The sequence below is a fragment of the Streptomyces sp. NPDC002888 genome (assembly GCF_042888465.1).
Lineage (GTDB): Bacteria > Actinomycetota > Actinomycetes > Streptomycetales > Streptomycetaceae > Streptomyces.
Genome location: NZ_JBIAPU010000014.1, coordinates 31,725 through 43,338 on the forward strand (window position 1 = coordinate 31,725; position 11,614 = coordinate 43,338).

Here is an 11,614-nt window from a genome sequence, read left to right on the forward strand (position 1 = left end):
CTCACGTCAGGGTTCACGCTGGACCCCGACGAAAGGGCAGGTGAATGAGCTACTCCGTGAAGCAGGTCGCGTCCTTCGCCGGTGTGACGGTGCGCACGCTGCACCACTACGACAGGACGGGCCTGCTCACCCCCGGCGGCCGCAGCCGGGCCGGCTACCGGCTCTACGACGACACCGACCTGGCCCGGCTCCAGCAGATCCTGTTCTACCGCGAACTCGGCTTCTCCCTCGACGAGATCGCCGCCATCCTCAAGGACCCGCAGGCGAACGCGCTCGATCACCTGCGGGCCCGGCAGCGGCGGTTGCACGAGGAGATCGCCCGGCTCCAGCGGCTCACCGAGGTCGCCGAACGGGCCATCGAAGTGCAGCAGACCGGGGTGCCCCTGACTCCCGAGGAGCGCTTCGAGGTCTTCGGTGAGATCATCTTCGACCTCAGCTACGCGACCGAGGCCCAGTTCAAATGGGCCGGTTCGCAGGGGCAGCGGGAGGCGATGGCCCGCGCGGCCGCCCACAGCAAGGAGGACTGGCGCCGGCTCATGGCCGAGGCCGCCGACTGGCGTACGGAGCTGCTCGCCGCCTTCGACCGGGGCGAACCGAGCGACGGCGAACGCGCCCTGCACCTCGCCGAGCGGCACCGCCGCCACATCACCCGCTGGTTCACCTCCTGCGACCCCGCCATGCACCGCCGCATCGCCGACGACTTCGCCGCCGACCCCCGCGCCTTCGCCCTGGTCGTACCACCGTCACAGCAACGGCACGGCCTCGCCGCGTACTTGTGCAAGGCGGTCCACGCGAATGCCGCGCGCCGTACCGAGCCGGAGGCGCACCGATGAGGATCCTGATCGCCGCTGCCGGGTCGCGCGGTGATGTCGCGCCGTACACGGGCCTCGGTGCCGAGCTGCGCCGGGCCGGGCACGACGTCGCCCTGGCGGCGACCGACGCCTTCGAGCCACTGGTGCGTGGCGCGGGGCTGGAGTTTCGGAGTCTTCCCGGGCGGCCGCGTGCGCGGGGCGGTCTCACGGACCGGCGCGCACTCATGCGGAGCGCGGTCGCGTTCGTCACCGAGCTGGGACACGGGTTCGCCGACGCGGTGGCCCAGGGCACGGACCTGCTCCTGCTGTCGGCCACCACGGCCCCGCTCGGCTGGCACGTCACCGAGGCCACGGGCATCCCGGGCATCGGCGTGTACCTCCAACCGACCGCCCCGACGGGCGACTTCCCGCCCGTCGTCATGGGCACGCGATCCCTGGGCCGCCTCGGCAACCGCGCGGCCGGACACCTCGCCCTGCACATGGCCGACCGCGTCTACACCCGCGCTGTCACCGCCCTGCGCCACCGCCTCGACCTGCCCCCGCTCGGCCCCGGCGCGATGCGTCGACGCCAGGAGCGGGCCGACTGGCCCGTCCTGCACGGGTTCAGCACCGCGCTCGTGCCCCGCCCCGCCGACTGGCGGCCGGGTCTGGAGGTGGCGGGCACCTGGTGGCCGTACCTGAACGAGGGCGAGCGACTGCCCGCACGGTTGGAGGACTTCCTGGCGGCCGGACCGCGCCCGGTGTTCGTCGGCTTCGGGAGCATGGCGCCCGGGGAGGGCGAGCGGCTCGGCGAGATCGTCGTACGGGCGCTGCGTGCCGCCGGGCTGCGCGGGGTGCTCCAGGCCGGCACCGCCGGGCTCACCGCGGACGGCGGCGACGACGTCCTGACCGTCGGGGACGTCCCGCACGCGCTGCTGTTCCCGCGGGTCGCGGCGGTGGTCCACCACGCCGGTGCGGGCACCTCGGCGGCCGCGCTGCGCGCCGGAGTGCCCGCGGTTCCGGTGCCGGTGACGGCGGACCAGCCCTTCTGGGCGGGGCGGCTGGCCGCGCTCGGCGCCGCCAGCGCCCCGGTCCCGTTCCCGTCCCTCACCGCCGAACGGCTGGCCGAGGTGCTCGGCCGTGCCGTACGGCAGCAGTCGTACACCCGCGCCGCCGCGACCGCGGCCCGGCACCTGGCGGCCGAGGACGGAGCGGGCCAGGTGCTCAAGGCCGTGGAACGGATGGCGCGTTGAGGGTGCCGCTGTCGTCGGGCCGGATCGTGCGTCGAGGACGGGTCAGGAGGCCGGACTCGTCCAGTCCGCCGCCACGTGGCCCAGCCGGACCCGCTGAGGGTGGTCGCCCACCGCGACGGACACCGTCTTCTTGCCGGTGGCGAAGTCGATGGCCGTGACCTGGTCGGCGCCGCTCTCGGAGACGACGCAGCTCTTGCCGTCGCCGCTGACGGTGGCCCAGTAGGGCTTGGAGACGGGGACGAGCGGGCCCTCCTGGAGGGTGGCGCGGTCGACGACGGTCGCGTAGTCGTCCATCGTGCCCGCGACACACAGCTTCGTGCCGTCCGGCTTCATCGAAAGCCCGTGGTGGCGCGAGTCGTTGACGAACGTCGTCCGGTCGTCGCTGGTGGCCGAGTTCTTCGGCAGGGTCTTCGTCCGCGTGATCTTGTCGGTCGCGATGTCGTACTCGAAGAAACCGTTGAAGAACGAGACCTGGAAGTACAGCTTAGACTCGTCGGGCGAGAACACGGCCGGGCGGACGGCGTCCGAGTAGTCCTTCAGACCGATCGCGTCCAGCCGCTCCCGCATGTCGACGGACTTGACCTGCTTGAACGTGGTCGCGTCGACGACGGTGACGCGCCGGTCGCCCTTCGTCCAGTCCAGCCACGGCGCGTCCAGCGCGGTGTTGACGTCACCGATGGCCATGTTCCAGATGGTCTTGCCGTCCTTGGAGAAGATGTTCTCGTGCGGCTTGTCGCCGGTGGCGAACGAACCCAGCTGCCTGCCGGTGTTGATGTCCAGGACGTGCACGGTGTTGGCGGTCGACGCGGAGACGGCGACCCGGGTGCCGTCGGGGGAGACGGCCATGTGGTCGGAGCGGTAACCCGACACGCGGAAGCGCCAGTTGACGGCTCCGGTGGCGAGGTCGATGGAGACGACGTCGCCGAAGCTCGGCCGGGAGACGACCACCGACTTCCCGTCCGGCGTGGAGTACATGTCGTCCACGAACTGGTCGTGGCCCTCGCCGACGCTGTTGCGGATGGTCATGAAGGCGATCCACCAGATGGGGTCGGCGTTGATCTCCGCCATCCGCTGGTCCTTGTCCGGAATCACATTGATCCGGCCGACCTTCGCGAAGTCACCGGTCGACTTGATGACGTCCGCGGTGCCGTCCCAGTTGTTCCCGACGAACATCACCTCGCGCAGCGCGGCGGAGCCGGAGGCGGCGCTCGCGGCGGTCGCGGGGGCGGTGACGGTCAGGACGAGGGCGGCGGCTACGGAGCAAAGGTGCCTGGTTCTGAAGGCAGGCATGAGTGCTCTCTCCTCTGGGCTGCTGGGGAACGCTGGGGGGGGTGGGGGCATGCCGAGTAAGCGGTGCGAATCTGAATACCGATGCGTTCAGACTGTACTTACTGGAAAGTAAGGAAGAGGGCCCCTTCGCCACAAGACTGCGTACGCGACAAAATTGGCGGAGGGGAGCCGGAGTTCGGGTCGACTACGGAGGGTGGGGTCAGTGGCGGGCAGGCTCAGAACGCCGACGGGCCGGTACGGAGGCAAGACCGCCGAGGAGCGGCAGGCCGAGCGGCGCCGCAGGTTCCTCGACGCGGCACTCCAGCTGTTCGGCGACACCCCCGGCTACCGCGGCACGACCGTCGCGGCCCTCAGCGAGGCGGCCGGACTGTCGACCCGGCAGTTCTACGAGGAGTTCCGCACCCTCGAGGACGTCCTGGCCGCCCTGCACCTCCAGGTCAACGACTGGGCGGAGCAGGCCGTCCTGACCGCGTTCGCCGCCGCACAGGGCCTGCCCCTCGCCGACCGCGTCACCGCGATCTTCCGCGCCTACGCCGGCAACGTCACCTCCGACCCCCGCCGCATCCGCATCACCTTCGTCGAGATCATCGGCGTCAGCGCCCGCCTCGAGGAACAGCGCCTGGCCCGACGCGCCCGCTGGGTCGACCTCATCCGCGCCGAGGCCACCTCCGCCGCCGAACGCGGAGAAGCGGTCACCCGCGACTACCGCCTCCCCGCCGCCGCCTTCATCGGCAGTGTCAACGGCCTTCTCCACGACTGGAGCGCGGGCTGGGTGGACGCGACCCTGGACGAGGTCGTCGAGGAACTGGTGCGGCAACTGCTCGGGATCCTGCGACCGGTGGGCTGGGGAACGGGCGACGACTGAACAGCGGTCCCGTGCGCGCTAACGGCCCAGCCGGTTCACCGCGTCGACCACCGGACCCGCCCCGTCCTCCCCCCGCACCCGCACGCCCAACTCCTGTGCCCGCTGCCGGAACCCGGGCTCACGGGTGGCCCGGACCAGTGCCGAGGCCAGGGTCTCGGTGGTCAGCCGGCGCAGCGGGACGACACGTGGTGCCACGCCCAGGGCGGCCAGGCGTGCGGCCCAGAAGCCCTCGTCGAACTGGATCGGGACCGGCACGGCCGGGACACCGGCGCGCAGGCCCGCCGCCGTGGTGCCCGCGCCGCAGTGGTGGACCACGGCGGCCATCTCCGGGAAGAGGAGGGAGTGCGGGACCTCGTCGATCGTGAGGATGTCGTCGCCGGAGGCCTCCAGGCCGGCCCAGCCCCGCTGGATCACCCCGCGCAGTCCGGCCCGGCGCAACGCCCGAACGACGTCGGCGCTGAGCCGCCCCGGATCGGGCACGGTCGCGCTGCCCAGGCCGACGAAGACCGGAGCGGGCCCCGCGTCCAGGAAGTCCCGCACATGAGCGGGGAGTCGGCTGCCGTGGTCGTACGGCCACCAGTAGCCGGTGACGTCGAGTCCCGCACGCCAGTCGCGCGGCCGCGGCACCACCAGGGGGCTGAAACCGTGCAGCACCGGCCACCCCTGCCGCTCGCGCGCCCGCAGTGCCGCACCGGGGCGACGGGCCGGGGGCAGGCCCAGCCGGGCCCGCACCGTCGGCACGGCCGCCGCGAAGATCCGCTCCACCGCCAGGCCCACACCGTGCCCGGCGAACCGGTTGCCGACGGCTCCCCAGGAGCCGACCCCGAGCACGGGCGGGGCGAACTCCCGGGTGGGCGCGAGGGGTTGGAGGAAGGCGCCGAGGCTGGGCAGGGACAGGCCCTCGGCGATGGTGTGCCCCAGTGGTGCGAGGGAGCTGGACAGCAGCAGCACGTCACTCGTGCGCGCGGCCGCCACGAGGTCGTCGGTCATCCGCCCGACCAGGGTCCGCGCCATCTCGGCCACGCGCACCAGCTTGCCCACGCCGCTCGCGCTGCGGTGCAGCCCGCGCCCGCGTGAGGATTCCAGCTCGGCGCGGGGATCCACCGGCAGCGCGTGGAAGCCGAGCCCCGAGCCCGTCACCAGCGGTTCGAAACGGGTGTGGGTCACCAGGGTGACCTCGTGTCCCGCACGCAGGAGCGCGTGCCCAAGTCCCGTGTAGGGGGCCACGTCACCCCGGGAGCCGGCCGTCATGATCGCCACTCGCACGACGGTCAGTATGGCCGCACCGCGGGCGGTACGAGGGAACGACCCGTGGGATGCGGCCAATTCACGCCGGTCACATCCGTTGACTTCGGCCCCGCGCGGCTCTAGCTTCGGCCCGCGACACGTTCGGAAAACCGATCCATGTTCGAAATCACGAACTCTGGGATCTGGCGAATGTGTCGAGTCGCCCTGTCGCACGAAGGAGCCGCATGAACCCCCCACCCCGCCCGAGACCGGTCCGGCGCCGCAGAAACGCCGTCGTCCGCATCCTGATCCTGGCGCTGACCGCGACGGCCGCGCTGCTCTTCGCCCAACCGGGTGGGGCCCAGGCCGCCACCTCGCGGCAGATCTCCGTGCCCACCGCCCCGATGGGCTGGGCGTCCTGGAACAGCTTCGCCGCCAAGATCGACTACAACGTCATCAAGAAGCAGGTCGACGCCTTCGTCGCGGCCGGTCTGCCCGCGGCGGGGTACAAGTACATCAACATCGACGAGGGTTGGTGGCAGGGCACCCGCGACAGCGCGGGCAACATCACCGTCGACGAGTCCGAGTGGCCCGGCGGCATGAGCGCCATCGCCGACTACATCCACAGCAAGGGCCTCAAGGCCGGCATCTACACCGACGCCGGCAAGGACGGCTGCGGCTACTACTTCCCGACCGGCCGCCCCGCCGCACCGGGCAGCGGCAGCGAGGGCCACTACGACCAGGACATGCTCCAGTTCTCCCAGTGGGGCTTCGACTTCGTGAAGGTCGACTGGTGCGGGGGCGACGCCGAGGGTCTCGACGCGAAGACGACGTACCAGGCGATCAGCGACGCGATCACCAAGGCCACGGCCACCACCGGCCGCCCGATGACCCTGTCGCTGTGCAACTGGGGCAGGCAGAACCCGTGGAACTGGGCCCCGGGGCAGGGGGCGATGTGGCGGACCAACGACGACATCATCCTCTTCGGCAACAAGCCGTCCATGGCCAACCTGCTGACCAACTACGACAGGAACGTGCACCCCACCGCCCAGCACACCGGCTACTACAATGACCCCGACATGCTGATGGTCGGCATGGACGGCTTCACCGCCGCCCAGAACCGCACTCACATGAACCTCTGGGCGATCTCCGGCGCCCCTCTGCTCGCCGGGAACGACCTGAGCACCATGACCGCCGAGACCGCGAACATCCTGAAGAACCCCGAGGTCATCGCGGTCGACCAGGACCCGCGCGGCCTCCAGGGCGTCAAGGTCGCCGAGGACACCAGTGGAGCGCAGGTGTACGGCAAGGTCCTGGCCGGCACGGGCAAGCGCGCGGTCGTCCTGCTCAACCGCACCTCCTCCGCCCAGAACATCACGGTGCGCTGGTCCGACCTCGGTCTGACCAACGCCTCCGCGACCGTCCGTGACCTGTGGGCCCGGGCCGACGTGGGTTCGTTCGGCACGAGCTACACCGCCAACGTCCCGGCCGGCGGCTCGGTGATGCTCACCGTGACGGGCGGCACCGAGGCGTCGGGCAGCACGTACACCGGCACGTCGAGCTTCTCCGGCGTGGTGGCGGGCGACACCGGCCTGAAGGTCGTCGACGTCGCCTACACCAACACCTCCTCCTCGGCCCGCACCGCGACCCTGAAGGTCAACGGCCAGACGGCGACCACGGTCTCCTTCCCGCCGACGGGCTCCTCGCAGGGCACGATCTCCGTCCTGGTCGCCCTGTCCAAGGGCTCGGCGAACACGCTGTCCTTCACGAACGCGCCGACCCTCGCCGACATCACGGTCAAGCCCCTGCCCGGCGCGAACGGCACCCTCGCCGTGGGCAAGCAGTCCGGCCGCTGCCTCGACCTCTTCAACAACACCATCACCAACGGCACCCAGGCCGAGCTGTGGGACTGCAACGGCGGCCAGAACCAGGCCTGGACGTACACCTCCCGCAAGGAGCTCGTGGTCTACGGCAACAAGTGCCTGGACGCCTACAACCACGGCACCGCCAACGGCACCAAGGTCGTCATCTGGGACTGCACCGGCCAGAACAACCAGAAGTGGAACGTGGGCAGCGACGGCACCCTCACCAACGTGGGCGCCGGTCTCTGCCTCGACGCCAACGGAGCGGCCACGGCCAACGGCACCCAGATGGTGCTGTGGGCCTGCAACGGCGGCGACAACCAGAAGTGGACCCTGACCTAGCGGTCACTCCGGTCTGTGACGTCCGAGCGTCACAGCCCCAGCTGCCGGGCGGCGGCGGCCACGGTCTGCTCCAGGAGCGTGGCGATCGTCATCGGACCGACGCCGCCCGGCACCGGCGTGAGCAGCGAGGCCCGCTCGATCGCCGTGTCGAAGTCGACGTCGCCGACGTTGCCGGGGTTGTATCCCGCGTCGATCACGACGGCACCGGGCTTGATGTCCTGCCCCTTGATCAGCCGCGGCCGCCCGACGGCGGCGACCACGATGTCCGCCTCCCGCACCACGGCCGAGAGGTCCCGGGTGCGGGAGTGGCAGTACGTCACCGTGGCGTCCCGGGCGAGGAGGAGCATCCCGACCGGCTTGCCGAGGATGGCGCTGCGGCCCACCACCACGGCACGCTTCCCGGCCGGGTCGACGTCGTACGCGTCGAGCAGCCGCATGATTCCGCCGGGCGTGCAGGACACGAAGCCCGGCAGACCGAAGCTCATCGTCGCGAACGACGCGAAGGTGACGCCGTCGACGTCCTTCTCGGGGGCGATCGCCTCGAACGCGGCCCGCTCGTCGACGTGCTCACCGGCCGGATGCTGGAGCAGGATCCCGTGCACCGCGGGGTCGGCGGACAGCGCCGTAAGCGCGTCGACGAGCTCCTCGGTGGTCGTGGCCGCGGGCAGCGCCACCTGCCGGGAGCCGATCCCGGCCTTGCGGCAGCGGTTCTGCTTCATACGGACGTACGTGACGGACGCCGGGTCCTCGCCCACCAGCACGGTAGCGAGGGTGGGCGTCACGCCCGTGCGGTCGGTGAGGTCGGCAGCCAACTTGGCGGTGTCCTCGACGATCCGCCGGGCGAGGGCGGTGCCGTCCATGAGCCGGGCCTGCGACATGATCCACTCCTGAGTCGATCGGTCTCGTCGCCCAGGCGCACGGCATCCGCTTTGCGGGGGCCGCTCCCCGGTGGTGCTCCACCTCAGCGCCAGTCACGGCCCGCCTTCAGCCTACGACCTGTCCGAGACGCTCTCCGACGGCGGGGCGGCCGTCGGAACCGTCCCGGCCAGGAAGGCGCTCGCCTGCGCCGCGAGGCGCACGGCTCCCACGGCCTCCGTCCAGCCGGCGCCCTCCGCCGCCGGCGCCCCGTCCCCCGCCTCGTCGCCCGCGTCCCGGGCCGGCACCGCGAGGAGCATCTGCCGCGAGAGCGTGCCCACCACCGCGCCGGACCGGGCGGCCAGCGCCGTCGCCCGACGCCTGCGGTCCAGGGCGCGGGCGTCGGCGTCGTGGTCGCCGAGGTGGCGCAGGGCCTCGCGGGGCAGGTCGTCGCCGCGAGCAGGCGCGTCGAGGTGTCCCACCGCCCGGCCCGCCCCAACTCCCGGGCAGCGGCGAAAAGTTCATCGGACGGCTCACTGGCGCCGGACACACGGCGTTCGAACGGCATGCGGCGTCGGAGGAGGCGGGCGAGGCCGCGCTGCTCGCCGTACTGACCGCCGACGAGAAGCAGACGCTCGCCGGCCTGCTGCGGAAGCCGGTGCCGGCGGCGGAGTCCGGGCCCGAGGCCACCGCTCCGACGCCGCACGCACCGTAGAGGTCCAGGTCAGCCGCCGGTGGCCGGAACCGGGGGCTTCCTCCCTACTCGTCCCAAGCCTGGATCATGGTCTGCTCGACGATCTTGCCGTCCCGCAGCGTGACCATCGACTCGGCGAGGACACGCACGCCGTCCGAGTACTGGCAGGACTCGCTGAAGGCGGCGCGGTCGCCCTGCACGATGCACTCCTCCAGCTTGTGCGACAGGTCGCGGCTGTAGACGTCGGTGAGCAGTTCGCCGATCTCGTCGCGTCCGTGCAGGACGCGGGGGCGGCTGGGCTGGGTGTTGTGGTCCACGACGCGCAGTTCCGCGTCGTCCGCGTAGAGCGACAGAAGGGTCGACGCATCGCCTTCGATGGCCCGGCGCAGGGTCTGGCGGTCGAAGGTGGAGCTTGCCGCGGTGCCCATGATGACCTCCTCCAAGACTCGCGGCCCGAGGGGACGACGGGCCGTCTCGGCCTCACCTTCGAGACTCCTCCGCCGCAACCGGCTCGGCAAGCGCAGCACGGCCGACGCCCCCCAGGCCGCTGCGCGACCTGGGCAGCTCATTCCGCGGTGGCGAGGAACTGCGTGGCCGCCAGCTCCGCGTACAGCGGATCGCCCGTCACCAGTTCACGGTGCGTCCCCACCGCGCGGACCCGGCCCGCGTCCACGACGACGATCCGGTCGGCCATCGTCACCGTGGACAGCCGGTGGGCGACCACCAGCACCGTCGTCGTACGGGCGACATCCGCGACCGTGTCGCGCAACGCCGCCTCGTTCACCGCGTCCAGCTGCGAGGTGGCCTCGTCGAGCAGCAGCAGCCGGGGCCGGCGCAGCAGGGCGCGCGCGATGGCCACGCGCTGACGCTCGCCGCCCGACAACTTGGTACCGCGGTGCCCGACGAGCGTGTCGACCCCCTGCGGCAGCCGGGCGACCAGCCCGTCGAGACGCGTCGTCTTCAGCACGCGCGTGAGCGTGGGGTCGTCCGCCCCCGGGTTGCCGAGCAGCAGGTTGTCCCGCAGCGAGCCCGACAGCACGGGCGCGTCCTGCTCCACGTAGCCGATGGCAGCCCTGAGCCGGTGCAGCTCCCAGTCGGTGACGTCCCGGCCGTCGAGGGTGATCGACCCGGACTCGGGGTCGTAGAACCGCTCGATGAGGGAGAAGACGGTGGTCTTGCCCGCACCGGAGGGGCCCACGAAGGCCGTCATGCCGCGGGCCGGCACCTCGAACGTCACCCCGTGGTGCACGTACGGCAGGTCGTCGGCGTACCGGAAGCGCACGTCGGTGAAGGCGAGGGAGGCCGGTGGCGCGTCGGCCGACGGCAACTCGACGGCGCGGACCGGGGGTTCGGCGGGCAGGCTCAGCGCCTCCTGGATCCGGGTGAGGGCCGCCGCGCCCGTCTGGTACTGGGTGATCGCGCCGACGACCTGCTGGATAGGCGACATGAGGTAGAAGACGTACAGCAGGAAGGCGACCAGCGTGCCGACGTCGATGGCATCGGTCGCCACCCGTGCCCCGCCCACCGCGAGCACCGTGATGAAGGCGATCTGCATCGCCAGTCCGGCCGTGTTGCCCGCGGCCGCCGACCACTTGGCGGCGCTCACGCTCTGCCGCCACGACTCCTCGGCCGCGCCGTGCAGCGTCCGTTCCTCCCGGTGCTCGGCACCGGACGCCTTCACCGTGCGCAGCGCGCCCAGCACCCGCTCCAGCGAGGCGCCCATCACTCCGACCGCGTCCTGCGCCCGCCGGCTCGCCCGGTTGATGCGCGGCACGATGAGACCGAGCACCACACCCGCGCACAGGATCACGGCCAGCGTGACCCCGAGCAGCACCGGATCCACCAGCCCCATCATCACCACCGTCGCGACCAGCGTGAGCCCGCCGGTGCCCAGGCCCACCAGCGAGTCGGTGGTGACCTCGCGCAGCAGGGTCGTGTCGGAGGTGATGCGGGCCATCAGATCGCCCGGCTCGCTGCGGTCGACGGCCGGTATCCGCAGGCGCAGCAGATACGACGACAACGAGCGCCGCGCGCCGAGCACCACCGATTCGGCGGTACGCCGCAGCACGTACGAACCCAGCGCCCCCAGCGCCGCGTTGGCGACGACGAGACCCGACATGGTGAGCAGCGCGCCGGTGATGGCCCGGTCGTGCCCCAGGTCGTCGATCAGACCCCGCGCCACCAGCGGCAGCAGCAGCCCGGTGGCCCCGGTGAGCAGCGAGAGCACCGCGCCCAGCAGCAGGGTCCACCGGTGGGGCCGTACGTAGCCGAGCAGCAGTCGCCACGGGGGCGCGGCGGTGTCCGTCTCCACGATGCTCACGGTGCTCCTTGGTCGGGGTACCCCCAAGGGTATGCAGAGGAGGGAAGGCGGAATCGCGGTTCCAGGGTGATGAGCTCGAGTCTGTCCCTGTGGCCGGCGCAGGCGCCGTTACTGA

General features: G+C 71.8%; 10 protein-coding genes and 1 riboswitch. Of the genes, 4 read left to right on the plus strand and 6 right to left on the minus strand.

The window, feature by feature from the left end; genetic code table 11:
• Positions 1-44 precede the first annotated feature (44 nt).
• On the plus strand, positions 45-833 hold the full coding sequence (locus ACFYWX_RS22895; RefSeq protein WP_389425915.1) for a MerR family transcriptional regulator: 789 nt from the start codon (positions 45-47) through the stop codon (positions 831-833).
• Positions 830-2,044, plus strand: a complete 1,215-nt coding sequence (locus ACFYWX_RS22900; RefSeq protein WP_389425916.1) for a glycosyltransferase — start codon at positions 830-832, stop codon at positions 2,042-2,044. The genes ACFYWX_RS22895 and ACFYWX_RS22900 overlap by 4 nt, the downstream gene beginning before the upstream one ends.
• Before the next feature lie 42 nt (positions 2,045-2,086).
• Here the strand turns inward: ACFYWX_RS22900 and ACFYWX_RS22905 are convergent, their stop codons facing one another.
• Positions 2,087-3,334 carry a YncE family protein gene (locus tag ACFYWX_RS22905; RefSeq protein ID WP_389425917.1) on the minus strand — a complete coding sequence of 416 codons (1,248 nt, stop codon included), beginning with the start codon at positions 3,332-3,334 and terminating at the stop codon, positions 2,087-2,089.
• Between the two features lie 202 nt (positions 3,335-3,536).
• Between ACFYWX_RS22905 and ACFYWX_RS22910 the strand changes: the two genes are divergently transcribed.
• On the plus strand, positions 3,537-4,199 hold the full coding sequence (locus tag ACFYWX_RS22910) for a TetR/AcrR family transcriptional regulator (protein ID WP_389425918.1): 663 nt from the start codon (positions 3,537-3,539) through the stop codon (positions 4,197-4,199).
• 18 nt (positions 4,200-4,217) lie between these two features.
• Here the strand turns inward: ACFYWX_RS22910 and ACFYWX_RS22915 are convergent, their stop codons facing one another.
• Positions 4,218-5,450, minus strand: a complete 1,233-nt coding sequence (locus ACFYWX_RS22915) for a glycosyltransferase (protein ID WP_389426094.1) — start codon at positions 5,448-5,450, stop codon at positions 4,218-4,220.
• 221 nt (positions 5,451-5,671) lie between these two features.
• Here ACFYWX_RS22915 and ACFYWX_RS22920 point away from each other — a divergent pair, with 221 nt between their 5' ends.
• Positions 5,672-7,630: a ricin-type beta-trefoil lectin domain protein gene (locus tag ACFYWX_RS22920; protein WP_389425919.1), complete on the plus strand. Its 1,959-nt coding sequence runs from the start codon at positions 5,672-5,674 to the stop codon at positions 7,628-7,630.
• Between the two features lie 29 nt (positions 7,631-7,659).
• Here ACFYWX_RS22920 and ACFYWX_RS22925 read toward each other — a convergent pair whose 3' ends face one another.
• The 4 genes from ACFYWX_RS22925 to ACFYWX_RS22940 form a co-directional block, all read right to left on the minus strand.
• Complete coding sequence (locus ACFYWX_RS22925; RefSeq protein ID WP_389425920.1) at positions 7,660-8,508, minus strand: bifunctional 5,10-methylenetetrahydrofolate dehydrogenase/5,10-methenyltetrahydrofolate cyclohydrolase; 849 nt, start codon at positions 8,506-8,508, stop codon at positions 7,660-7,662.
• 22 nt (positions 8,509-8,530) lie between these two features.
• A riboswitch (ZMP/ZTP riboswitch) is annotated at positions 8,531-8,615 on the minus strand.
• A gap of 4 nt (positions 8,616-8,619) precedes the next feature.
• Positions 8,620-8,967, minus strand: coding sequence for a hypothetical protein (locus tag ACFYWX_RS22930; RefSeq protein WP_389425921.1), 348 nt, complete (start codon positions 8,965-8,967; stop codon positions 8,620-8,622).
• Positions 8,968-9,244: 277 nt separating this feature from the next.
• Positions 9,245-9,607 carry a nuclear transport factor 2 family protein gene (locus tag ACFYWX_RS22935; protein ID WP_389425922.1) on the minus strand — a complete coding sequence of 121 codons (363 nt, stop codon included), beginning with the start codon at positions 9,605-9,607 and terminating at the stop codon, positions 9,245-9,247.
• Between the two features lie 137 nt (positions 9,608-9,744).
• A complete protein-coding gene (locus tag ACFYWX_RS22940; protein WP_389425923.1) occupies positions 9,745-11,499 on the minus strand; it encodes an ABC transporter ATP-binding protein in 1,755 nt (584 codons plus the stop codon).
• Between the last annotated feature and the right edge of the window lie 115 nt (positions 11,500-11,614).